The 22,520-nt window shown below is 72.8% G+C and carries 20 protein-coding genes and 1 pseudogene; 6 read left to right on the top strand and 15 right to left on the bottom strand.

The genetic code is table 11. From position 1 onward, the window contains the following. Window positions 1-32 precede the first annotated feature (32 nt). Window positions 33-760, top strand: a pseudogene (locus ACFOYX_RS17880) (transposase). 225 nt (window positions 761-985) lie between these two features. Here ACFOYX_RS17880 and ACFOYX_RS17875 read toward each other — a convergent pair. From ACFOYX_RS17875 to lysS, 3 genes are all read right to left on the bottom strand, one after another. Further along, entirely contained in the window at window positions 986-3,517 is a 2,532-nt protein-coding gene (locus ACFOYX_RS17875; protein WP_109800359.1) for an ATP-dependent Clp protease ATP-binding subunit, read from the bottom strand. A gap of 504 nt (window positions 3,518-4,021) precedes the next feature. After that, window positions 4,022-4,372 carry an Lsr2 family protein gene (locus tag ACFOYX_RS17870; RefSeq protein WP_304598663.1) on the bottom strand — a complete coding sequence of 117 codons (351 nt, stop codon included), beginning with the start codon at window positions 4,370-4,372 and terminating at the stop codon, window positions 4,022-4,024. A 111-nt stretch (window positions 4,373-4,483) separates the two neighbouring features. Then, a complete protein-coding gene (gene lysS, locus ACFOYX_RS17865) occupies window positions 4,484-5,992 on the bottom strand; it encodes a lysine--tRNA ligase (protein WP_322442282.1) in 1,509 nt (502 codons plus the stop codon). 91 nt (window positions 5,993-6,083) lie between these two features. Here lysS and ACFOYX_RS17860 point away from each other — a divergent pair, with 91 nt between their 5' ends. After that, on the top strand, window positions 6,084-6,824 hold the full coding sequence (locus tag ACFOYX_RS17860) for a class I SAM-dependent methyltransferase (RefSeq protein ID WP_322442281.1): 741 nt from the start codon (window positions 6,084-6,086) through the stop codon (window positions 6,822-6,824). Between the two features lie 37 nt (window positions 6,825-6,861). Here ACFOYX_RS17860 and ACFOYX_RS17855 read toward each other — a convergent pair whose 3' ends face one another. The 7 genes from ACFOYX_RS17855 to ACFOYX_RS17825 form a co-directional block, all read right to left on the bottom strand. After that, a complete protein-coding gene (locus ACFOYX_RS17855) occupies window positions 6,862-7,620 on the bottom strand; it encodes a type III pantothenate kinase (RefSeq protein ID WP_109800363.1) in 759 nt (252 codons plus the stop codon). A 32-nt stretch (window positions 7,621-7,652) separates the two neighbouring features. Continuing rightward, entirely contained in the window at window positions 7,653-8,549 is an 897-nt protein-coding gene (gene nadC / locus ACFOYX_RS17850; protein ID WP_109800364.1) for a carboxylating nicotinate-nucleotide diphosphorylase, read from the bottom strand. After that, complete coding sequence (locus tag ACFOYX_RS17845) at window positions 8,546-10,240, bottom strand: L-aspartate oxidase (RefSeq protein WP_322442280.1); 1,695 nt, start codon at window positions 10,238-10,240, stop codon at window positions 8,546-8,548. Before ACFOYX_RS17845 ends, nadC begins: the two co-directional genes overlap by 4 nt. Before the next feature lie 61 nt (window positions 10,241-10,301). Beyond that, on the bottom strand, window positions 10,302-11,198 hold the full coding sequence (locus ACFOYX_RS17840) for a septum formation family protein (protein ID WP_322442279.1): 897 nt from the start codon (window positions 11,196-11,198) through the stop codon (window positions 10,302-10,304). Window positions 11,199-11,380: 182 nt separating this feature from the next. After that, the gene (gene panD, locus ACFOYX_RS17835) at window positions 11,381-11,809 is read right to left on the bottom strand and encodes an aspartate 1-decarboxylase (protein ID WP_322442278.1); all 429 of its coding nucleotides are present in this window, start codon (window positions 11,807-11,809) and stop codon (window positions 11,381-11,383) included. A gap of 31 nt (window positions 11,810-11,840) precedes the next feature. Continuing rightward, window positions 11,841-12,689 (bottom strand): pantoate--beta-alanine ligase, encoded by an 849-nt coding sequence (panC, locus tag ACFOYX_RS17830; RefSeq protein WP_322442277.1) that lies wholly within the window; start codon window positions 12,687-12,689, stop codon window positions 11,841-11,843. After that, window positions 12,686-13,663, bottom strand: coding sequence for a Rossmann-like and DUF2520 domain-containing protein (locus tag ACFOYX_RS17825; protein ID WP_322442276.1), 978 nt, complete (start codon window positions 13,661-13,663; stop codon window positions 12,686-12,688). Before ACFOYX_RS17825 ends, panC begins: the two co-directional genes overlap by 4 nt. A gap of 235 nt (window positions 13,664-13,898) precedes the next feature. Between ACFOYX_RS17825 and ACFOYX_RS17820 the strand changes: the two genes are divergently transcribed. Beyond that, window positions 13,899-15,071 carry an SAM-dependent methyltransferase gene (locus tag ACFOYX_RS17820; protein WP_322442324.1) on the top strand — a complete coding sequence of 391 codons (1,173 nt, stop codon included), beginning with the start codon at window positions 13,899-13,901 and terminating at the stop codon, window positions 15,069-15,071. Between the two features lie 111 nt (window positions 15,072-15,182). On the opposite strand, the gene ACFOYX_RS17815 is transcribed toward ACFOYX_RS17820, so the two are convergent. Further along, complete coding sequence (locus ACFOYX_RS17815; RefSeq protein WP_322442275.1) at window positions 15,183-15,443, bottom strand: hypothetical protein; 261 nt, start codon at window positions 15,441-15,443, stop codon at window positions 15,183-15,185. A 169-nt stretch (window positions 15,444-15,612) separates the two neighbouring features. On the opposite strand from ACFOYX_RS17815, the gene ACFOYX_RS17810 reads away from it, so the two are divergent. Next, complete coding sequence (locus ACFOYX_RS17810) at window positions 15,613-15,831, top strand: hypothetical protein (RefSeq protein ID WP_322442274.1); 219 nt, start codon at window positions 15,613-15,615, stop codon at window positions 15,829-15,831. 33 nt (window positions 15,832-15,864) lie between these two features. Further along, complete coding sequence (locus ACFOYX_RS17805) at window positions 15,865-17,031, top strand: NADH-quinone oxidoreductase subunit D (protein WP_322442273.1); 1,167 nt, start codon at window positions 15,865-15,867, stop codon at window positions 17,029-17,031. Between the two features lie 12 nt (window positions 17,032-17,043). Here ACFOYX_RS17805 and ACFOYX_RS17800 read toward each other — a convergent pair whose 3' ends face one another. From ACFOYX_RS17800 to ACFOYX_RS17785, 4 genes are all read right to left on the bottom strand, one after another. Then, on the bottom strand, window positions 17,044-18,735 hold the full coding sequence (locus tag ACFOYX_RS17800) for a hypothetical protein (protein ID WP_322442272.1): 1,692 nt from the start codon (window positions 18,733-18,735) through the stop codon (window positions 17,044-17,046). A 134-nt stretch (window positions 18,736-18,869) separates the two neighbouring features. Next, the gene (locus ACFOYX_RS17795) at window positions 18,870-19,874 is read right to left on the bottom strand and encodes a glycine betaine ABC transporter substrate-binding protein (protein ID WP_322441415.1); all 1,005 of its coding nucleotides are present in this window, start codon (window positions 19,872-19,874) and stop codon (window positions 18,870-18,872) included. Between the two features lie 188 nt (window positions 19,875-20,062). Next, a complete protein-coding gene (locus ACFOYX_RS17790; RefSeq protein WP_322441414.1) occupies window positions 20,063-20,788 on the bottom strand; it encodes an ABC transporter permease subunit in 726 nt (241 codons plus the stop codon). Beyond that, complete coding sequence (locus ACFOYX_RS17785) at window positions 20,785-21,471, bottom strand: ABC transporter permease (protein ID WP_322441413.1); 687 nt, start codon at window positions 21,469-21,471, stop codon at window positions 20,785-20,787. Before ACFOYX_RS17785 ends, ACFOYX_RS17790 begins: the two co-directional genes overlap by 4 nt. A gap of 2 nt (window positions 21,472-21,473) precedes the next feature. On the opposite strand from ACFOYX_RS17785, the gene ACFOYX_RS17780 reads away from it, so the two are divergent. Then, window positions 21,474-22,475, top strand: coding sequence for an ATP-binding cassette domain-containing protein (locus ACFOYX_RS17780; RefSeq protein ID WP_322441412.1), 1,002 nt, complete (start codon window positions 21,474-21,476; stop codon window positions 22,473-22,475). The last annotated feature ends 45 nt before the right edge of the window (window positions 22,476-22,520 follow it).

The following is a 22,520-nucleotide window of genomic DNA, read 5'->3' as shown; positions in this document are numbered from 1 at the left end:
GTGCTTACGCCTCGTGATCACCGGGAGATCCTGTGCCTGCCATCCCAGCATGGCTGATCGAGCCACTGTGGGTCCAGTTCACCGCGCTGCTACCTGATCGGCCGACGTGCGCCCCGACGCATCCGTTGGGCTGTCACCGCAGGCGGATCGATGACCGGATCGTGTTCGACAAGCTGATTCAGGTGCTGCAGTTCGGCTGCGCCTACGACGCCTACGACCGGCTCGTCGGCCTGGTCCTGGACGACATCGCCGTGGACGGCTGCATCACCAAGGCCCCCGGCGGAGGTGACTGCGCCGGACGGCCCCCGGTCGACCGGGGCAAGCAGGGAATGAAACGCTCATCGATGGTCGACGGTTACGGCATTCCCCTCGGCCGGGTCCTGGCCGGCGCGAACCGACACGACTCACCGCTGCCGGCCCCACCCTCGACCGGCTCGACGACCTGGGCCCACTCCCCGAGACCATCACGGTGCACCTCGACGCCGGATACGACTCGGCGGTCACTCGCATGCTGCTGGCCGAACGCGGCCTGACCGGCAAGATCGCCCACAGGCGACAAGGCGCCCATCCCAACGGTGGCACGCGAACGGACGAACATCTGGCACAACGCGTTCAACCGACTGCAACGCTGCTACGAACGAACCGAACAGGTCATCGACGCGTTCTTCGACCTCGCCGACGCGATCATGACCGTCCGTAGCCTGATCGGCGAGCGTGGACCACCTACCGGTGGGACAACCGCCCCACCCGCCGCCGATGATCACCACCAATCTGCGCGAGCTCTCATGCCTCTCAGGCATATCGCTCTCCGGCCGTATGTCGGGTCCGCGCGGCACGCCGAGGCCATCCCGTCGCGAGGTTGAGCTGATCAAGCCCGAACGGATCGGCGGCGGCCGGCGCGCCAGGTGCGGGCGGGTGGGGATGCGGAAAGGCGACGGCCCCGGTGGCTTTCGCCAACCGGGGCCGTCGCCCTGTCAGGTGTCGCTTACTCGTCCGCGCCCGCGGTGGCGGCGCCACCGAGATCGGCCGGGACGGCGTCCGGAACCTCCACCGGCTTGTCCGCGCCTCGGAAGACGAGCTTGGACTTGTCGATGTTCTCCGGGTCGCCCTCGCAGTCCACCACCACGATCTGACCCGGGGTCAGCTCGTTGAAGAGGATCCGCTCGGAGAGGTTGTCCTCGATGTCGCGCTGGATCGTGCGACGCAGCGGCCGCGCGCCCAGCACCGGGTCGAAGCCCTTCTTCGCCAGGTACTTCTTGGCGTTGTCGGTCAGCTCCAGGCCCATGTCCTTGTTGCGCAGCTGCGTCTCGATCCGCTGGATCATGATGTCCACGATCGAGAGGATCTCGTTCTCGCGCAGCTGGTGGAAGACGATGGTGTCGTCGATCCGGTTGAGGAACTCGGGCCGGAAGTGCTGCTTGAGCTCGTCGTTGACCTTCTGCTTCATCCGGTCGTAGTTCGACTCGGAGTCCTCAGAGGCCTGGAAGCCCAGCGAGACCGCCTTGGCGACGTCCCGGGTGCCGAGGTTGGTGGTCAGGATGATGACCGTGTTCTTGAAGTCCACGATCCGACCCTGACCGTCGGTCAGCCGCCCGTCCTCCAGGATCTGGAGGAGCGTGTTGAACACGTCCGGGTGAGCCTTCTCGATCTCGTCGAAGAGGACCACCGAGAACGGCCGACGCCGCACCTTCTCGGTCAGCTGCCCGCCCTCGTCGTAGCCGACGTAGCCGGGAGGGGCACCCACCAGCCGGGACACCGTGTACCGGTCGTGGAACTCGGACATGTCCAGCTGGATGAGGGCGTCCTCGCTGCCGAAGAGGAACTCGGCGAGCGCCTTGGACAGCTCGGTCTTACCCACGCCGGACGGACCGGCGAAGATGAACGAGCCCGACGGGCGCTTCGGGTCCTTCAGGCCGGCCCGGGTACGCCGGATCGCCTTCGAGACCGCCTTGACCGCGTCCTCCTGGCCGATGACGCGCTTGTGCAGCTCGTCCTCCATGCGCAGCAGGCGCGAGGTCTCCTCCTCGGTCAGCTTGTAGACCGGGATGCCGGTCCAGTTGCCGAGCACCTCGGCGATCTGCTCGTCGTCAACCTCGCTGACGACGTCCAGGTCACCGGCCTTCCACTCCTTCTCCCGCTGGGCCTTCTGGCCGAGCAGCTGCTTCTCCTTGTCGCGGAGCTGCGCCGCCCGCTCGAAGTCCTGCGCGTCGATCGCGGACTCCTTGTCGCGGCGGACCTGGGCGATCCGCTCGTCGAAGTCGCGCAGGTCTGGCGGCGCGGTCATCCGGCGGATGCGCATCCGGGCCCCGGCCTCGTCGATCAGGTCGATCGCCTTGTCCGGCAGGAAGCGGTCGGAGATGTACCGGTCGGCGAGCGTCGCCGCCGCCACCAGCGCGGCGTCGGTGATGCTCACCCGGTGGTGCGCCTCGTAGCGGTCGCGCAGGCCCTTGAGGATCTCGATGGTGTGAGCCAGCGACGGCTCGCCCACCTGGATCGGCTGGAAGCGGCGCTCGAGAGCGGCGTCCTTCTCCAGGTGCTTGCGGTACTCGTCGAGCGTGGTGGCACCGATGGTCTGGAGCTCGCCACGGGCCAGCATCGGCTTGAGGATGCTCGCCGCGTCGATCGCGCCCTCGGCGGCACCCGCACCCACCAGGGTGTGGATCTCGTCGATGAACAGGATGATGTCGCCCCGCGTGCGGATCTCCTTGAGCACCTTCTTCAGGCGCTCCTCGAAGTCACCGCGGTAGCGGGAACCGGCGACCAGCGCACCGAGGTCGAGCGTGTAGAGCTGCTTGTCCTTGAGGGTCTCGGGCACCTCGCCCTTGATGATCTTCTGGGACAGCCCCTCCACCACGGCGGTCTTACCGACGCCGGGCTCACCGATCAGGACCGGGTTGTTCTTGGTACGGCGGGAGAGCACCTGCATGACCCGCTCGATTTCCTTCTCGCGCCCGATGACCGGGTCGAGCTTGCCCTCGCGGGCGGCCTGGGTCAGGTTGCGGCCGAACTGGTCCAGCACGAGGCTGGTCGACGGCGCGGCCTCGCCCGGCGCGGCGCCCGCCGCGGCCGGCTCCTTGCCCTGGTAGCCCGAGAGCAGCTGGATCACCTGCTGGCGGACCCGGTTGAGGTCGGCGCCGAGCTTGACCAGCACCTGGGCGGCGACGCCCTCACCCTCGCGGATCAGGCCGAGCAGGATGTGCTCCGTGCCGATGTAGTTGTGGCCGAGCTGCAGCGCCTCGCGCAGCGACAGCTCCAGCACCTTCTTGGCCCGCGGCGTGAACGGGATGTGCCCGCTCGGCGCCTGCTGGCCCTGGCCGATGATCTCCTCGACCTGCTGGCGGACGCCCTCGAGGGAGATGCCGAGGCTCTCCAGGGCCTTTGCCGCGACGCCTTCACCCTCGTGGATGAGGCCCAGCAGGATGTGCTCCGTACCGATGTAGTTGTGGTTGAGCATCCGGGCCTCTTCTTGGGCCAGGACGACAACCCGTCGCGCTCGGTCGGTGAACCGCTCGAACATGCCCTCGTGCTCCTCACGTGCCGTGCGCCTTGATGGTCTAGATCTTGGCGGGGCCGGTGCGCGGACGTCCGGGACGGGCGTCCGTGCCTCCTTACTCTATCGCCGCGGACCGACTCCGCTGAGGTCGTGTGTCCCTGCGGAATGCCGTGTACGCGTCGTTTCTGACAACCGTCCGCGCTCAGGAGGTGTTCCGGTACCCCTACCTGTACGCGCAGAGCGAAATTCGCACGCGCTGCGGACGCCCCGAGCCGGACCCGTTTCGACCGGGTCACCCGGGAACATCTCGTCCACAGCCTGTGGATGCAATCTCCACCGCCTGTGGACAACGCCCACCCACCCGGGGTTCTTCCCAGCCGGCGGCGGGGTTCGCAGCGGGCCCCAACGGGCGCGAGCGGGCCACCGGCCGCGAACCGGGCAATCGGCACGGGAGGGCGGAAACGGCGACGCCGGCCCGGAGTGGCACTCCGGTCCGGCGTCGATCTCGCCCGATGACGAGCCCAGGGCTCAGCGGCCCGCCTTCGAGTGGTACTCGTCGACGATCTCCTGCGGGATCCGACCCCGGTCGGAGATGTCCTTGCCCGACTTCTTGGCCCAGGCGCGGATGGCCTTGTTCTGCTCGCGGTCGGCGGTCGCGCCGCCCCGCCCGCGCGCGGCCCGCCCGCCGACGACCACGCCGCCCCGGCCGACCTTGGTGCCGTGCGCCACGTACGGCGCAAATACCTCACGCAATTTCTCGGCGTTGGCCACCGACAGGTCGATCTCGTACTGCACGCCGTCCAGCGCGAACTTGACGGTCTCGTCAGCGTCCCCGCCGTCCAGGTCATCGACCAGCTTGTGAATGATCTGCTTGGCCACGTCCCACATTCCTTTCGAGCAGGGTCTCCTGCCACAATCCAGGAGCACAATAACCTGCGCGCCGCTTACCGCGTCAATAGGACGCGGTAACGAGCCGGAGAAGGTTGGCGGCTACTCCGGGCGGACCAACGGGAAGAGGATGGTTTCCCGAATTCCCAGCCCGGTCAGCGCCATCAAGAGCCGGTCGATTCCCATTCCCATACCACCGGCCGGCGGCATTCCGTACTCCATCGCCCGGAGAAAGTCCTCGTCCAGTCGCATCGCCTCGTCGTCGCCACGGGCGGCGAGCTGCGCCTGGGCCACCAGCCGCTCCCGCTGCACCACCGGGTCGACCAGCTCCGAGTACGCGGTGCCCAGCTCGAAGCCGAGGACGTAGAGGTCCCACTTCTCGGCCAGGCCCGGCTCGCTGCGGTGCGCCCGGGTCAGCGGGCTGGTCTCCTCCGGGTAGTCCCGGACGAACGTCGGGGCCTGCAGCGACGGAACGACCAGTTCCTCGAAGAGCTCCTCGGCCAGCTTCCCCGGCCCCCACTTCGGGTCGACGGCGAGGTCGACCTTGTCCGCGTACTCGACCAGCCGGGACCTTTCGGTGCGCACGGTGACCTCCTCGCCGAGCGCCTCGGAAAGGACCCCGAAGAGGGTCACCGAACGCCACTCGCCGCCCAGGTCGAACTCGCGGCCGTCGGCGTGGGTCACCACGGTCGAGCCGCTCACCGCGATCGCCGCGCCCTGCACCAGATTGCGCGTCAACTCCGCCATCGTGTCGTAGTCGCCGTACGCCTGGTAGGTCTCGAGCATCGCGAACTCGGGAGAGTGCGACGAGTCGACTCCCTCATTACGGAAGTTACGGTTGATCTCGAAGACCCGGTCGACGCCGCCGACCACGGCGCGCTTGAGAAACAGTTCCGGCGCGATTCGCAGATACAGATCGGTGCTCAACGCATTGCTGTGGGTCACGAATGGGCGGGCCGCCGCGCCACCGTGCAGCAACTGCAGCATCGGGGTTTCGACCTCGATGAAGCCCGCCCCGTGCAGGGAATCGCGCAGGCTGCGCACCGCGGCCGCCCGGGTACGCACCATCTGCCGCGCCTGCGGGCGGACGATCAGGTCCACGTAGCGCTGGCGGACCCGGGCCTCCTCGCTCAGCGGCTTGTGCGCCACCGGCAACGGGCGCAGCGCCTTGGCGGTGACCGCCCACTCGTCGGCCAGCACCGACAGCTCACCCCGCCGGCTGGTGATCACCTCACCGGTCACGCCGACGTGGTCACCGAGATCGACCAGGCGCTTCCAGTCGTCCAGCCGCTCCGCGCCGACCCGGTCCAGGGAGAGCATCGCCTGGAGTTCCGTGCCGTCCCCGTCCCGCAGGGTGGCGAAGCAGAGCTTGCCGGTGTTCCGTACGAAGATCACCCGGCCGGTGACCGAGACCTTGTCCCCGGTGGCGGTGTCGGTGGGCAGCTCGGCGTACTTCTCGCGGATCTCCGCCAGGGTGCTGGTCCGGGGAAACCCGACGGGGTACGGCTCGACCCCCTCGGCGAGCATCCGGTCCCGCTTCTCCCGGCGGACCTTCATCTGCTCGGGAAGGTCGTCGGCGGGGTCCACTGGCACGGCGTTCTGCTCGGTCACGGCACGCTTCCTCGGGAAGGAGATATCGGCGGGGTCAGGACCCGAGCGTACTCAAGCCCCCAGGTGGCCGTTACCGGATAACCTGCCCGCCATGACCGACCCCACTCAGGCCCTGTCCTTCGGCGCGGCGGCGGCCGACTACGACCGGTTCCGACCCCGCTATCCGCAGGCGGCGCTGGGCTGGGCGCTCGACGGCTTGGACCCGTCCGCCCGGGTCGTCGACCTGGGCGCCGGCACCGGCATCCTCACCCGCGGCGTGCTCGCCCTGGGTCACCAGGTGGTCCCGGTGGAACCCGACCCGGGGATGCGGGCCCAGCTCGACGCCGCCACCCCGGGCGTCACCGCCCTGGCCGGCAGCGCCGAGTCGGTGCCGCTGCCGGACCACGCGGCCGACGCGGTGCTGGTGGGCCAGGCGTACCACTGGTTCGACAAGGAACGCGCGCACGTCGAGATCGCCCGGGTGCTCCGGCCGGGCGGGACGTTCGCCCCGATCTGGAACACCCGGGACACCAGTGTGCCCTGGGTGGCCGAGCTGGGGCGGATCGCCGACCTGCGGGACCACTCCGGCAACCTGATCGAGAAGGTCACCGACTTCGGCCCCGCGTTCGGCGCGGTGGAGCTGGGCGAGTTCAGCCACCGGACCACGCTCACGCCGGCCGAGGTGGTCGGCATGCTGCGCACCCGCTCGTACTGGCTGACGGCCACGCCCGAGGAGCGGGAGAAGGTCGACCGGGAACTGCGGGAACTCTTCGCCACCCACCCCGACCTGGCCGGGCGGGAGACCGTCGAGCTGCCGTACCGGACGCTGGTCTTCCGGGCCCGGCGGCGCTGACGCCCGCGCGGCGCGCCCGGCTCCGGCGCGGCCGGGGTCAGGTGTTGCGCTCGTAGACCATCCGTAGGCCGATCAGCGTGATCATCGGCTCGTGGTGGGTGATGGTGCGGCACTCGCCGATCACCACCGAGGCCAACCCGCCGGTCGCGATGACCGCCCTCACCTCGCCCAACTCCTCGGCCATCCGCTCGACGATCCGGTCCACCTGCCCGGCGAAGCCGAAGTAGAGGCCGGACTGGAGGCACTCCACGGTGTTCTTGCCGATCACCGAGCGGGGCTTGGTGGCCTCCACCTTGCGCAACTGCGCCGCGCGGGCGGCGAGCGCGTCGAAGGAGATCTCGATGCCGGGCGCGAACGCGCCGCCGAGGAACTCGCCCCGGCCGCTGATCACGTCGAAGTTGGTGGTCGTGCCGAAGTCCACCACTATCGACGGTCCACCGTAGAGGGTGTACGCGGCCAGGGTGTTGACCACCCGGTCCGAGCCGACCTCCTTGGGGTTGTCGATGGCGAGCTGCACCCCGGTCCGCACCCCGGGCTCGACGATCACGCTGGGCAGGTCGGCGTAGTAGCGGGCCAGCATGGTCCGCAGCGAGCGGAGCGCCGCCGGCACCGTCGAGCAGGCGGCCACCCCGGTGATCTCCACGGCGTCACCCGCCAGCAGCCCCCGGAACATCAGACCCAGCTCGTCCGCCGTCGAACGGGCGTCGGTCTTGATCCGCCAGGAGTGCACCAGCTTGTCGCCGTCGAAGGTCGCCAGCACGGTGTTGGTGTTTCCGATGTCGATGCAGAGCAGCACGCACGAAGCCTAGACGGCACCCCCTCCCCGGCTCATTCCTCCCGCAGGTCCAGGGCGATGTCCAGGATCGGCGAGGAGTGGGTCAACGCGCCCACCGAGATGAAGTCCACGCCGGTCGCGCCGTACTCGGCGGCCACCGGCAGGGTGAGCCCGCCGGTCGCCTCCAGCTCCGCCCGGTCCCCCACCGCGGCGACCACCTCGCGCAACTGCGCCGGGGTCATGTTGTCCAGCAGCAGGAAGCCGGCCCCCGCCTCGACGGCCTCCACCGCCTCCGCGATGGTGTCCACCTCCACCTGCACCGGCACGTCCGGGAAGGCCTCCCGGACCCGGCGGTAGGCCGCCCCGACGCCCCCGGCGGCGACCTTGTGGTTGTCCTTGATCATCGCGACGTCGTGCAGGCCCATCCGCTTGTTGGTGCCGCCGCCGGCGCGGACCGCGTACTTCTCCAGGGCCCGCAGGCCCGGGGTGGTCTTCCGGGTGTCCAGCACCATCGCCTTCGTGCCGGCTAGGGCGTCCGCCCAGGCACGGGTGTGGGTGGCCACCCCGGACATCCGGCACAGCAGGTTCAGCGCCGTCCGCTCGGCGGTGAGCAGCAGCCGGGTCGGGCCGGTCACCGTGGCCAGCACGTCGCCGCGCGCCACCCGCTGCCCGTCGTGGGCCACCAGCGACACCTCGACCGTACGGTCCGAACCGGTCACCTCGCCGACCAGATCGAACACGGCGGCGGCCACGGCCAGCCCGGCCACCACGCCGTCGGCGCGGGCGACCAGGTCGGCGGTGTCGTTCTGCGCGTCCGGGATGGTGGCCACGCTGGTGACGTCGAGGAAGTCCGGGCCCAGGTCCTCGGCGAACGCGTCGACGATCACCCGCTGCACCCACACCGGGTCCAGGCTGGCCGCCCGCAACGCCTGCTCCGTCGACTCCCTCATTCCGACTCCTCCCACTGCTGCGTCAACCGGCCCTGCGCCCCGACGGCCGTGACGAGGTGGCCCAGCCACCGCTCGTCGGCCGTCGGGAAGTCCTCCCGCCAGTGGCAACCCCGGGTCTCCTGGCGGGCGTACGCGGCGGCGACCAGTGTCGACGCCACCGTGATCAGGTTCGTCGCCTCCCAGTCGGCGGTGCGCGGCACGCCGCGTCCCCCGCCCAGCTCGGTCAGCGCGCCGGCCGTCCCGGCGAGGGTCTCCGCCGAGCGGAGCACGCCCGCGCCCCGGGTCATCGCCCGTTGCAGGGCCGGCGTGCCCTCGGCGGGCACCACCCAACCCGCGCCGCCCACCCAGGCGCCGGTCTCCGCCGGCCTGGCCTGCTCGGGCAGGCCGGCGGCGATGTCCTCGGCGATCCGGCGGGAGAAGACCAGCCCCTCCAGCAGCGAGTTGCTGGCCAGCCGGTTCGCGCCGTGCACCCCGGTGCAGGCCACCTCGCCGCAGGCGTACAGGCCGGGGATGGAGGTCCGGCCGTGCAGGTCGGTGCGGACGCCGCCGGAGGCGTAGTGGGCGGCCGGGGCGACCGGGATCAGATCGGTGGCCGGGTCGACGCCGATGGCCAGGCAGGACGCGACGATGGTCGGGAAGCGCCCGGCGAGGAAGTCCCCGCCGAGGTGCCGGGCGTCCAGGTAGACGTGGTCCGCGCCGGTGGCCAGCAGCACCCGGTGGATGCCCTTGGCCACCACGTCGCGGGGAGCCAGCTCGGCCAGCTCGTGCTGCCCCACCATGAACCGCTTGCCGTCGGAGTCGACCAGGTGGGCGCCCTCGCCGCGCAGCGCCTCGGAGACCAGCGGCTGCTGGGCCCGGGTGGCGCCCGGCACGCCCACCCCGGCCGGGGCGATCAGCGCGGTCGGGTGGAACTGCACGAACTCCACGTCGGTGACCGCCGCGCCGGCCCGCACCGCGAGGGCCACCCCGTCGCCGGTGGAGACCGCCGGGTTGGTGGTGGCCGCGAAGACCTGCCCCATGCCGCCGGTCGCCAGCACCACCGCGCGGGCCAGCAGCGCCCCGACGCCGTCCTCGCTGCCCTCGCCGAGCACGTGCAGGGTGATCCCGCAGGCCGGGCCGAGGCCGCCGGGGCCGTCGCCCGGGGCGCGGAGCAGGTCCAGCACCAGGGCGTGCTCCACCAGCCGGATCCACGGGTCCCGGCGGACCGCCGCGTGCAGCGCCCGCTGCACCTCGGCGCCCGTGGCGTCGCCACCGGCGTGCACGATCCGGTCGGCCCGGTGGCCGCCCTCCCGGGTGAGCATCAGCGAGCCGTCCGGGTTCCGGTCGAACTCGGCGCCGATCCGCATCAGCTCCCGCAGCCGGGTCGGCCCCTCCTCGACCAGGACCCGCACCGCGGCCGGGTCGCAGAGGCCGACCCCGGCGACCTCCGTGTCGTACGCGTGGGCGGCCGGGCTGTCCGCCGGGTCGAGCACGGCGGCGATGCCGCCCTGCGCCCAGCGGGTCGAGCCGTCGTCGATGTTGACCTTGGTGACCACCGTGACGTGCAGCCCCGCCTCGCGCAGGTGCAACGCCGCGGTCAGGCCGGCGACCCCGGAGCCGACCACGATCACGTCGGTGGTCTCCACCCAGCCGGGTGCGGGCGCGGCCAGCAGCCCGGGCAGGGCCGGCAGCTCGACGGTCGGAAGGTCCATGAACACAGTCAACCCGAAGGCCACTCCTTCCGGGCGGCGGGGGCGGGACGAGTGTTTTCGGCTACCGCGTCCGGACCGGCAGCCCGGCCGGGCCGGCCCCCTTCAACGAGGCGGTCACCGTACGGTCGCTGAGCCACAGGTAGCAGCGGACCCCGCGGTCGCCCACGGTCCAGCGCCCGGCGGCGGGCGGGCGGACCACCACGCCACTGCGGAAGCGCAGGGTCGGGTCGTCCGGCACCCCGGTGTACCTCGCGAGGACCGTGCCGCAGCCGGTGTAGAAGGGCGCCCAGTCGGCGTCCTTCCTCGGGTACGGACGGTCCGGCGCCCGCCACACCCCGACGAACTCGGCGTCGTGGCTGGTGCCGCAGGCCACCGGGGTCAGGGTGCGCACCCCCCGCCCGTCGCCGGTCCCCGTCTGCTGGCACCCCAGCCGCAGCGCGGACGCCACCTTCAGGGCGTCCCGCAGGCTGCCGGTCCGGGTGACCACCTCGGCCTTCGCCTCCACCGTGCTCAGCTCGGCCAGGTCGCACCGGTACCAGCGGGAGCCGGCCGTCCAGCCGGGCGCCGAGGGCACCGCCACGGCCAGCCGCAACCGGCCGGCCCGCCAGTCGTCACCGACGTACCCGCTGGCCCGGGTGTCACAGTCGGCGAAGGCGCCCCGCAGCTCGACCGAGCCGACGGCCGGCGGGGCCGCCCGCTCCGCGGGGAAGGCGCCGACGTGCACGGTCTCGACCCGGTGCGGCAGGTCGCACCCGACCGGTTCGTACGCGGCGAGGGTCAGCGTGCCGCCCGCGTCGGCCACCTGGCAGACCCCGGCCGACGGGGTGAACGCGCCGGCCGCCGGCAGGGCGGCCCAGTCGTCGGTGACGTCGCCGTCGAGCCCGGCGGGCGAGGCACAGCCGGTCAGCACCGCCCCCGCGACCAACGCGGCGACCAGGTTCCTCATCGCACGGCGCATCGCGGCCTCCCCAGCCGACGACCGTCACCCGACGGCGTGATCAGGGTAACCAGAAATGACGTTCCGGTGACAGGCCGCTCACCCGCCACGCCCCCGCGATCTTGCACTTGTCGCCCCGGCGAACGCGACAAAAGCCGCGAGTCGCGGGCCTCAACTGCAAGATCGCGAGGGGTGGGTGGAGGTCAGGCGGGGGTGGCGGCGAGGGGGTTGGGGATGGGGTTGCCGGCGGTGCCGGGGGCGGCGGTGGTGGGGTCGGCCGTCAGGTCGACGATGCGGTTCTGGGCGTCGACGTGGACGACGCGGGGGCGGTACGCGCGGGCCTCGGCGTCGTCCATCTGGCCGTACGAGATGAGGATGACCAGGTCACCGGGGTGCACCAGGTGCGCGGCGGCACCGTTGATGCCGATCACGCCACTGCCCCGCTCACCCGGGATGACGTACGTCTCCAGCCGGGCCCCGTTGGTGATGTCCACGATCGCCACCTGCTCCCCGGGGATCAGGTCGGCCGCGTCGAGCAGATCCTCGTCCACGGTCACCGAGCCGACGTAGTGCAGGTCGGCCTGGGTCACCGTGGCGCGGTGGATCTTCGACTTGAGCATGGTCCGGAACATCGGGGTGCCTTTCCGCGGGTCGGTGAAGGAGTCAGGAACGCGGGGCGAGCGGGATCGCCGTGTTGTCGATCAGCCGGGTGGCGCCGGCCCAGGCCGCGATCAGCAGCCGCGCCGGACCGGACACCGGCCCCGGCTCCAGGTCGGCATCGGTGAGCACCAAATAGTCGAGCCGGGTGCCGGGCGTACCGGAGTCGAAGGCCCGGTGGGCGGCGGCCAGCACCGCTTCCGCGTCCCCGCCCTCCTCCGCGGCCGCGACGCCGGCCCGCAGCGCGGCGGAGAGGCTCAGCGCCGCCGCCCGCTCCGGCGCGGAGAGGTAGCGGTTGCGGCTGGACAGCGCCAGGCCGTCCGGCTCCCGCACGGTCGGCACGCCGACCACCTCGACCGGCACGTCCAGGTCCCGCACCATCCGCCGGACCAGGGTCAGCTGCTGGTAGTCCTTCTCGCCGAAGAAGGCCAGGTCGGGGCGGGTGAGCTGGAGCAGCTTCAGGACCACGGTCAGCACCCCGTGAAAGAAGCCGGGCCGGCTCAGCCCCTCCAGGTCCTCCCCCAGCGGGCCCGGGTTGAGCCGCACCTTCGGCTCCCCGTCCGGGTACATGTCGGCCACCGAGGGGGCGAAGACCACGTCCGCGCCGGCCCGCCGGCAGACCTCCAGGTCCGCGTCGAGGGTGCGCGGGTACCGGTCGAAGTCCTCGTTCGGGCCGAACTGCAGCGGGTTCACGAAGATCGTCACGATGACGTGGTCGGCCCGCTCCCGGGCGGCCCGCAGCAGGGCCTCGTGCCCGGAGTGCAGCGCGCCCATGGTCATCACCACGCCGACCGTGCCGGTCAGCCCGTCCCGCGCCGCCGCCAGCTCCTTGCGCGTGTGCACCAGTTCGGTCATGCGGCCACCTCCCGGTCCCTCCCGCTCAGCACGTCCAGCAGCGGCTCCGCGTCCGCCGGCCGGAGCCGACCGGCCGCGATCGCCCGATCCGCGGTCCGTCGTGCCAACGCCAGGTAGGGCGCCACCGATTCCGGCGCGGTCGCCGCCAGTCGTTCCAGGTGCCGGCGTACGGTGCCCGCGTCGCCCCGGGACACCGGGCCGGTCAGCGCGTCGTCGCCGAGCCGCAGGGCGTTCTCCAGCGCCGCCCGCAGCAGCGGGGCGAGCACCTTCTCCGGCTGGGCCACCCCGGCGTCGCGCAGCCGGTCGGTCGCCTCGTTGACCAGGGTGACCAGGTGGTTCGCGCCGTGCGCCAGGGCCGCGTGGTACAGCGGCCGGTCGGCCTCCCCCACCCACTCCGGCACGCCGCCGAGGTCGGCCACCAGCCGGGCGGCGAACGCGCGCAGCTCCGCCGGGGCGGTCACCCCGTACGAGATGCCGGCGAGGCGGGTCAGGTCGTCCGGCGTACCGGTGAAGGTCATCGCCGGGTGCAGCGCCAGCGGCCGGGCGCCGACGGCGGCGGCCGGGGCGAGGACGGCCAGCCCGTGCGCGCCGGAGGTGTGCACGACCACCTGGCCGGGGCGCAGCGCCCCGGTCTCGGCCAGGCCGGCGACCACGCCCGCCAGGGCGTCGTCGGGCACCGCCACGATCAGCAGGTCGGTGGCGGCGCGGGCGACCGAGGTCGCGGACCGGTTCGGGGTCTCCGGGAGCAGCAGCGCCATCCGCGCCTTCACGGCGCCGGAGATGCCGGAGGCGGCGACCACCCGGTGGCCGGCGGCGGCGAGGGCCGCGCCGAGCACGGCGCCCACCCGGCCGGCGCCGATCACGCCGACGGTGAGGATGCGGGGAAAGACCAACGGGGCGCCGGCGGAGGCGCCACCCGACGGTACGGCGGGCCCGTGCGGGGCGGCCGTACGCGGGCGCAGCGGTGCGCTCATGGCAATCGATCCAGTCCTACGAGTGGGTACCGGTCGATCGCAAGTATGCGCCGGGGTTACGGATCGAAAACAAGCATGTGTGAAAACCTTCACCGGGCGGTTGAAAGGCGGAATTCCGGGGCACGACACGACCCGCCGGAGCGGCTGCTCCGCGACCCGCTCCGCCCTGCCGCGCGGCAGCCCGTACGGTCGGCGGGTGACGTTTCCCGAGGACCGGCTGCCCTGGCGGGTGGCGATGGACCGGGCGCTCTACGGGCCCGACGGCTTCTTCGTCGCCGGGGCCGGGCCGGCCGCCCACTTCCGCACCAGCGTGCACGCCTCGCCGGTCTTCGCCGCCGCCCTTCTGGCCGTGGTTCACCAGGTCGACGCGGCCCTGGGCCATCCTGCCCGGCTGGACGTGGTGGACGTGGGCGCCGGTCGCGGAGAACTCCTCTCGGCCCTCGGCGTTTCCGCTGGTTGCGCTCTGGGTTCCGCTGGTTGGGCTCTGGGGGTTTCCGGGGAGCCCACCCGCTCCGGGCGGTCAGGCTTGATCCCTCCGCGGGCGGGCTCCCCGGAAACCCCGACCGCTACGGCCACCGCCCGGTCGTCACCCTCCGGCTCCGGGATCGTCGTCCGTCCGTCGCGCAGCGACCACCAGCACAAAGCCCTGCATCCGCCGATCGCCGAGCGGCTGCGGCTCACCGCCGTCGAGCGGGCACCCCGACCCCGGGACCTCCCAGAGGAAATCAACTGGGTGGACGAGATTCCGGACCCGATCACCGGCCTCCTGCTGGCCACCGAGTGGCTGGACAACGTGCCGCTGGACGTGGCCGTGCAGTCCGACGACGGCTGGCGCTACCTCCTGGTCGACCCCGCCACCGGGGAGGAGTCGGTGGGTGACCCGGTCAGCCCAGTTGACGAGGAGTGGCTGGACCGGTGGTGGCCGACCACGCCGGCCGCCTCGGGCGCGAGAGCCGAGATCGGCCGGACGAGGGACGAGGCGTGGGCCGAGGCGGTCGCGAAGATGGACCGCGGGCTGGCGCTGGCCGTGGACTACGGGCACCTGCGGGACAGTCGGCCGGTCGACGGGACGCTCACCGGGTACCGGGGCGGGCGGCAGGTGCCACCGGTGCCGGACGGTTCGGGTGACGTGACCGCGCACGTAGCCGTCGACTCGGTCGCCTCCGCCGGTGAGCGGGTCGCCCGGTGTGCGTACCGCCTGGTCTCGCAGCGGGAGGCGCTGCGGGCGCTCGGGGCCGACGGCGGGCGACCACCGCTGAGCCTGGCCGCCAGCGACCCGGCCGGGTACGTGCGGGCGCTCGCCGCCGCCTCGACGGTGGCCGAACTGACCGACCCGGCCGGGCTCGGCGGGCACTGGTGGCTGCTGCAACCGGTCGACGTCGCCCTCGACCCGCTCATGGCACGATGACTGGTCTGACAGCCATCCGGCTCCGTCCGGCCCGGGCCGGCTCAGGCCGTCTGACCTCGGATCCGTCGCCCTCGTCAACCGCCCCGCCGGCCGCCGGTACGGGTCACCCGGCTACAGGATGGGCCGAGATCGCCGCCGGGACAGGTGTCGCCCGACGTGCCGCAGGTTCTGCGTCTCCGCGTACAACGCCGCATTGATCGCGCCGAACGCCACCCCCGGAGCCCGCTTGGCCCGTTCGAGGTCCTCGGCCACTCGGGCGATCAACGCCAGCCGGCAGCGCATGTCGAGCAGCTCCCGCCGGGAGCAATGGAGCGCGGTCTCCAGCCCCTTGACCCGCTCGCGCAACCACTCCAGCTCAGTTGCCTGCTCCACCTGCCGCTCCCTCCGGTCGCTGAGGTGGGCGACCGCCCGCCCGGTTCTGGTCCTACTTCGGACGGCCACCCCCGGCTTACCTTGCGCCGGGCGGAGCCCCCTGTCAAGTCGGGGACCCCCGATCGGGGATCCGCGAACGGGGAGACGTGAATGTGCCTACCTTCCAGGTGTGGGACACCGTGGGCCAGGCGAGCTGATGGGGCCGTATGAGATCGCCCAACGGCTCAACGTCTCCCGCAGCCGCTTCCAGCAGATCGTGATGCGTCCGACCTTTCCCAAGCCCTACCAGGAGCTGCGCGGAATGAAGGTCTGGCTGCGCGTCGATGTTGAAGAGTGGATCGCCAAGTACCGGCCGCCCCGGGTCACCGACGGCGACGAAGCCGAGTAACGGCCGACAACGACAACCGCCGCTCATGGCACGATGACGGGCATGACCACCGACGGCGACCTCCGCGAACTGACCGTCGGCACCGGCGCAGGCGGCGAGCAGCTCGGCACCGACATGGTGCTCAACATCGGCCCGCAGCACCCGTCCACGCACGGCGTGCTCCGGCTGAAGCTGGTGCTCGACGGCGAGCGGGTGGTCGCCGCCGAGCCGATCGTCGGCTACATGCACCGGGGCGCGGAGAAGCTCTTCGAGGTACGCGACTACCGGCAGATCATCGTGCTGGCCAACCGGCACGACTGGCTCTCCGCCTTCTCCAACGAGCTGGGCGTGGTGCTCGCCGTCGAACGGCTGATGGGCATGGAGGTGCCGGAGCGGGCGGTCTGGCTGCGGATGGCGCTCGCCGAGCTGAACCGGGTGCTCAACCACCTGATGTTCCTCGGCTCGTACCCGCTGGAGATCGGCGCGATCACCCCCGTCTTCTACGCGTTCCGGGAGCGGGAGACGATCCAGGCGGTGATGGAGGAGGTCTCCGGCGGCCGGATCCACTACATGTTCAACCGGGTCGGCGGCCTCAAGGAGGAGGTGCCGGCCGGCTGGACCGGGCGGGCCCGTGCCGCGATCGGCGAGGTACGCCGCCGGCTGCCCGACCTGGACCACCTCATCCGGCGCAACGAGATCTTCCTGGCCCGCACCGTCGGGGTGGGGGTGCTGTCGGCCGCCGACGCGGCCGCGTTCGGCGCGTCCGGGCCGGTCGCCCGGGCCTCCGGCCTCGACCTGGACCTGCGCCGCGACGAGCCCTACCTGGCGTACGACCAGCTCGAAGTGCCGGTGGTCACCAAGACCGCCGGGGACTGCCACGCCCGGTTCGAGGTGCTGCTCGACCAGGTGTACGTCTCCCTCGACCTCGCCGAGCAGTGCCTGGACCGGGTGGACCGGCTCACCGGGCCGGTGAACACCCGGCTGCCCAAGGTGGTCAAGGCGCCCGAGGGGCACACCTACGCCTGGACCGAGAACCCGCTCGGCATCAACGGCTACTACCTGGTGTCCCGGGGCGAGAAGACGCCGTGGCGGCTCAAGCTGCGCACCGCCTCGTACGCCAACGTGCAGGCGCTGGCCACGCTGCTCCCCGGCTGCCTGGTGCCGGACCTGATCGCCATCCTCGGCTCGATGTTCTTCGTGGTCGGCGACATCGACAAGTAGCCGCCGGGGCGGTCAGCGCCAGCGGTCGGCGGACCGGGCCCCACCCGCGCGGGGCACCTCGTCCTGCGGCGGGTAGCCGTACCGCTCGTCGGCGCGGGGCCGGCCGTACCGGGCCGGCTCGGGCTCCGCCGCCCGCCACTCGTCCGCCGGCGGCGCGGTGCGCTGCGTCGGGGGACGCCACTCGTCGGGCACGGGCACCCCGCCGGCCGGGAGCGCCGGGCGGCGTTCCTCCGCCCAACCGCCACCCCAGCCCGGCTCGGCGTCCCGCTCCTGGTCGCGGCGCGGCTCGCCACGGCGTACCGACGCCCAGCGGTCCTCGACCCGGAACTCGGTGCCGGCGCCGTCGGCGTGCACCGCCGCGTGCCGCTCACCGACCCGCACCTCCCGGCCGTGCTCGTCGTCGCGGACCGAGGCCCAGCGGTCCCCGGCGCGCAGCTCCGACCAGTAGTCGCCGTCCGGGTCGTCCGAGGCGGGAACGGCGGCCCGGCCGGGCTGCTCGGACGAGCCCCAGGCACGGGCGTCCGGGGCGGGGTACGCCGCACCCCGGCCAGCCCAGGACCGGTCGTCACCCGGGCCGGCCGGGCCGGCCCACGAGCGGTCGTCCCGGGGCGCGCCCTGACCGGCCCAGGACCGGTCGTCGCGCGGCCCACCCTGGCCCGCCGGCCAGCCCCGGTCGTCGCGCGGCGCACCCGCGCGGTCGTCCTGGGCCGCGCCCGCCCAGCGCTGGTCGTCCGCCGGGGCGCCCGACCACGACCGGTCGTCCCGGGGGGCTCCGGACCAGGCCCGGTCATCGCGGGCACCGGCCTGGGCACCCCGGGACCGGTCGTCGCCCGACCAGCCCCGGTCGTCCTCCGGCTCCCGGTGACCGGCCCATGAGCGCTCCTCCGGCTCCGCACCGCCCCGGGCCCGCTCCTCCGGGGACCACCGGCCGGCGTACCCGGCGCCGTAGCGGTTGCCGGCCGCCGGGTCGGCGCCGTCCACGATGGTGTGCCGGGTGGTGACGTGCACGGTCTCGGTGTGGTGCACCACCCCGACCTGGCGCGGGGCCGGCTCAGGCCGGGCCTCCGGCTCGGCGGCGCGCGGGGCGCCGTACACGCCGGACTGGGGGCGTTCGGCGGCGTACCGGCCGGCCGGCTGGGGGTGGCGGACCGCCTCCTCCTCGTCCCGGCGGTCGCCGGCGGACTGCCCCCAGCCCGTCGGGGCCTCGTCCTGGGCGGCGTAGCGGCCCCGGCCCGGCGCGTCGCCGTACGTCTCGGCGGCCGGCACCCGGGCGCGGCCACCGGCCTGCTCGTCGGCGGCCGGGGCGGTGATGCCCGCGGCGGCCGCGATGCCGGCGGCCGCGGCGTCCAGCCGGCGCCGGAGCGCGATGATCGACTCCTGGGCGCGCTGGGCCTGGTCGAGCGCCTGGTTGCCGCGCTGCGCGGCGGCCACGATCTCGCCGCGCAACTCCCGGCGCACCTGCTCGACCTCGTCGAGCAGGTGCTCGGAGCCCGCCGACTCGCCGCCCTCGGCGCGCAGCGCGATGGAGAGGCCGATCAGCACGACGGCCAGGATGGCCAGCACGGCGCCGAAGCGCAGCGGGCCGTTGCCGTCGGCCACCAGGAGGATCAGCGCCGCCATGGGCGCGAGCGCCACACCGATCCAGAACAGGACGGTCAGCAGCGACGAAGTGCGCTTCTCGGCGGGGGGAACCGGGGCGGGCATGGCTGTGCACAGTACCGAGAGTTCCCGCGGCTGGGAACAGGCCGAACGCACGATCCGGCAGGGACGCGGCACCCGTCGACCGCCACCGCGGACGGTCGCCGACGGGCCACCCAGGCCCGTCGGCGACCGGTGGGTCAGCTGGCGGCGAGCGCCCCGTCCGAGGAGAAGACCAGGCCCACGCTTGCCTGGCCGGTCTTCAGGGCGTTCTTGGTCTGCGGACCGCCGGCGTCCAGCGAGCTGAACGAACCGGCCTTGAAGTCGTAGACCTGGACCAGGCCGGCCTGGCACTTCGGCCGCTGCGGGCACTCCGGCGGGCCGGCCAGCACGGTGGCCTGGCCGGAGCACTTGCTCGCCAGATCGGAGAGCGTGGCCACCTTGTACTTGTCGGCGAAGGCCTTGGTGACGGCGAAGGCGTTCTGGTCCTGCGCCGCGGACGGCTTGCCAAAGGTGATCCCGGCCTTGTCGCCCTCCGCCTTCAACGCGCTGACCGTCTTGTCCAGGTCGGGCGCGGAGACCGGCTGGGCGTTCTGGCCGTTCGCCTTGGTGTTGAGGAACTCGGCCATGGTGGCCGCGTACTCCGGGACGACCTGGATCTCGCCCTTGGCCAGGGCGGGCTCGTAGAGCTCCCGGTTGCCGATGGTCTGCACCTTGACCTGGTAACCGGCCGCGGTGAGCGCGATCTTGTAGAGCTCGGCGATGGTCTGGCTCTCGCTGAAATTGCCCGCGCCGACGGTGACCGCGCCGCCCGGGCCCTTCTCGATGCCCTCGGTCAGGTCGTTGGAGTCGGCGAACTCCTTCGCCGCGACCTGCGGGGTCTGCCGCTCGACGTCGACGGACTTGTTCAGCTCGATCAGCTTCGGGGTGTCCAGCTTCTCGGAGACCTTGTCCAGCGCGGCGACGAGCTGCGGGCTGGCCGCCTTCGCGCTGATCGCCGGGAGGACGTTGTCGGTGTTCTGGAGCTTCTTGTCGTCGGTGAGGACGACCAACTGGTCACCCTTGACCGGGGCGCAACCGGCCCCGGAGGCGCCCTTGTCGGGCGCTTCGGTGCCGGACGAACCGCCCTTGCCGCACCCGGTAAGGAGCCCGGCCGCGGCCAGGGCGCCGACCGCCCCGATGGCCAGCCTGGTACGTGCGCGCATCAAAGCCCGCCTTCCGTGTCCCGGCGCGACCCTTCCGGGCCGGCCGCGTGTCCGACGGGCGATCGTCCACTGATGCGCCCGCAAGGTCCACCCAACATCTTGCCCGGGGGGACCGACAACATGTGGCGACCTTCGTCACCGGATCGTCACCCGGTCCCCGGCGGGCGCCCGCTGGGGCGTACCGGCGGTCAGCCGCCACCGGTGACGGCGTCCGCGGCCCGGCGGTCCCCGCCGCCGCGGGCCCGGCGCAGCGGGCGCGGCGTGGCCACCCGCTCGACCAGCGCGAGGAGCAGCTCCACCAGCACGGCGAGCCCGGCCACCAGCACGCCGCCGGCGATGATCTGGCCGCCACCGGCCGCGATGTCCAGCCCGAAGCCGGCCCGGATGATCTGACCCAGCCCGCCGCCGTTGACGAAGGACGCCAGCGCCGCGGTGGCGACCACCTGGACCGCGGCGGTACGAAAGCCGGCGGCCAGGTACGGCACGGCGAGCGGCAGCTCCACCCGGCGCAGCAGCTGCCCCCCGGAGAGTCCCATCCCACGTGCCGCGTCCCGGGCCTCCGGATCGGCCTGCCGCACCCCGGTGTACGCGTTGGCCAGCAGCGGTGGCACCGCGAACACGGCCAGCGCGACCACCACCGACGGCCGGCCGAAACCGAGGAAGGTCAACGGCAGGATGGTCAGCAGGGCCAGGGTCGGGATCGCCAGGCTGACGTTGGAGATCAGCAGCACCCCGCCGCCGCCCCGGCCGGTGTGCCCGAGCCAGAGCCCGACCGGCCAGGCCACCAGGCAGCCCAGCAGCACCGCCGCGGCGGACATGCTCAGGTGCTCGCCGAGCCGGTCCAGGATGCCGCCCGGGTTCGTCCAGTTCAGCGGGTCGTTCAGCCAACGCACGGCCTGTTCGATCGCGTTCATGAGACGCGCCCGCGCAGCCACGGCGTGAGCAGCCGGCCGACCCCGGCGAGGACCAGGTCCAGCACCAGCGCGAGCAGGACGCAGAGCAGCGTGCCGGTCATGATCTGCGCCTTGTAGAAGTTGTTCTGGAAGCCGGCGAAGATCAGCTGGCCGAGGCCGCCGCGACCGACCACCACGCCGACGGTGACCAGGGCCACCGTGGAGACGGTGGCCAACCGCAGGCCGGTGAGGATGCCGGGCAGGGCCAGCGGCAGCTCGATCCGGAACAGCCGGCCCCAGCGGCCGTACCCCATCCCCTCGGCGGCCTCGCGGACCTCGGGGGGCACCTGGTTCAACCCGGCCACCGCGTTACGGACGATCACCAGCAGGGCGTAGAGCACCACCACGCTGAGCACGGTCAGCACGCCGATGCCCAGATAGGGCGCGAGGAAGGCGAACAGCGCCAGCGAGGGGATCGTGTAGAGCACGCCGGTGAGAGCCAGGATCGGCCCGGCGAGGGACCGGAACCAGTACGCGGCCACCGCCAGCGGCAGCGCCACCACCGCGGCGATCAGCACCGCCCGGGCGGTCAGCGAGGCGTGCTCGCGCAGCGCGGAGAGGATCGTGTCAGAGTTGTCCCGCACGTACTGCCAGGAGAACCACGGGTTCTCCGGCTCGGCCCGGTAGCTCAGGTGGAGGGACACAGGTGGACGTTACCCCGCAGGCCGGCGGCGACGCCGGACACGGCGCTGCCTCCATCACTCTGGAGGGCATCCGCAAGCGCTACCCGGACGGGACCGAGGCGGTGCGGGAGCTGAGCCTCGAGGTCAAGGCCGGGGAGCTGGCGGTGCTGATCGGCCCGTCCGGCTGCGGCAAGTCCACCGTGCTGCGGATGATCAACCGGTTGATCGAGCCGACCGCTGGCCGGATCCTGCTCGGCGACGACGACGTCACCCGGGTCGACCCGGTCCGGCTGCGCCGCCGCATCGGGTACGTGATCCAGAACGTCGGCCTCTTCCCGCACCAGACGGTCAGCGCGAACGTGGCGACCGTGCCCGGCCTGCTCGGCTGGCCCCGGGAGCGCACCCGCCGCCGGGTCGACGAGCTGCTGGACCTGGTCGGCCTCGACCCGGCCCAGTTCGGCCGCCGCTACCCGCACGAGCTCTCCGGCGGTCAGCGGCAGCGGGTCGGGGTGGCCCGGGCCCTCGCCGCCGACCCGGTGGTGCTGCTGATGGACGAGCCGTTCTCCGCCGTCGACCCGATCGTCCGGACCCGGCTGCAGGAGGAGTTCCTCCGGCTCCAAGCCGAGGTCCGCAAGACCATCGTGCTGGTCACCCACGACCTCGATGAGGCGGTCCGGCTGGGCGACCGGATCGCGGTGCTCTCCCAGGGCGGCCGGCTGGAGCAGTACGACACCCCGGCCGCCATCCTCGGCTCGCCCGCCTCGCCGTTCGTCCGCGAGTTCGTCGGCGCCGACCGGGGCATCCGCCGGCTGGCGGTCACCCCGGTCACCCGGGAGGTGCTCGACCCGCTACCGGCGGGCGACGGATCGGACCTGCCCGCGGTGCCGCTCGGCGGGTCGGCGTACGACGCGTTGGGCGTGCTGCTCACCTCGGCCGCCGAACACGCCGTGGTCACCGAGGACGGCCGCCCGGTCGGGCTGCTCAGCCGGGACCGGGTGCTGACCCTGGGAGCCATGGCGGGCTGACCGGGCCTCGCCCGGCGGTTCCGGCGTCGAGCGCGGCCCCCGCGA

The organism is Micromonospora sp. GCM10011541 (assembly GCF_042650725.1).
Lineage (GTDB): Bacteria > Actinomycetota > Actinomycetes > Mycobacteriales > Micromonosporaceae > Micromonospora > Micromonospora sicca.
Note: the sequence above shows the minus strand (reverse complement) of the source record. Positions and strands in the feature narration are given on the sequence as shown.